The organism is Limnospira sp. (genome assembly GCF_051859755.1).
In the GTDB taxonomy this organism is placed as follows: domain Bacteria; phylum Cyanobacteriota; class Cyanobacteriia; order Cyanobacteriales; family Microcoleaceae; genus Limnospira; species Limnospira fusiformis.
Map to the genome: position 1 here is coordinate 1 of NZ_JBIMLI010000384.1, position 790 is coordinate 790.

Below are 790 nucleotides of genomic sequence, written 5' to 3' on the forward strand. Positions count from 1 at the left end.
TGGAGAAGGGTGGAAGGGGGGAGTTGCAGGGAGAGAGTGCTGTGCATCAGATTTCCTCCGGGAATGTGGGCGGATATTCTTCATGGTAACTTGCCAGATGCTGGGAAATCCTGGCATTTGCTTAGGATTGGGTTATCATATTCCCAGAGAGGGAAACACCAGATGAGTTGAGAGGGAGATGAGCAATGGTTTCTCAGCCAAAAATAGCAACTCAGCATGAAATTATCTATCCTGATTCTGACGGTAAACCGATGGCCGAGAATACGATTCAGTTTCGCTGGATTATGACCATATATCACAATCTGGCGTGGTTATTTGCCCTACAGGCGGATGTGTTTGTGGCAGGGGATTTACTCTGGTATCCGGTGGAAGGAAATAATAAGATACGCCAAGCGCCCGATGTTATGGTGGTGTTTGGGGTAGAGAAGGGAGACCGGGGTTCTTACCAACAGTGGAAAGAAAAGGCGATCGCCCCCCAGGTGGTGTTGGAAATTCTGTCTCCGGGGAACCGACCGGGAGAACTGACTCGGAAGTTGTTATTTTACGATCGCTATGGGGTGGAGGAATATTATATTTATGACCCGGAAAACAATGATTTGAGCGGGTGTATCCGTTCGGGCGATCGTCTGGCTATGATTGAGGAAATGCAGAATTGGGTGAGTCCCCGCCTGCAAGTTCGATTTGAGTTATCCGAGGAGACGTTAACACTTTATAATCCCCAGGGTCAGCCGTTTTCTTCTCCCCTGGAAATCGAGCAACAATTACAACAGGAGCGCTCGCGAGCCGAACA

The 790-nt window shown here is 49.0% G+C and carries 1 protein-coding gene; it reads left to right on the forward strand.

What is annotated here, in order from left to right; genetic code table 11:
- Positions 1 to 185 precede the first annotated feature (185 nt).
- A partial coding sequence (locus ACTIE0_RS24775) for a Uma2 family endonuclease (RefSeq protein WP_315645952.1) occupies positions 186 to 790 on the forward strand: 605 nt, incomplete at its 3' end.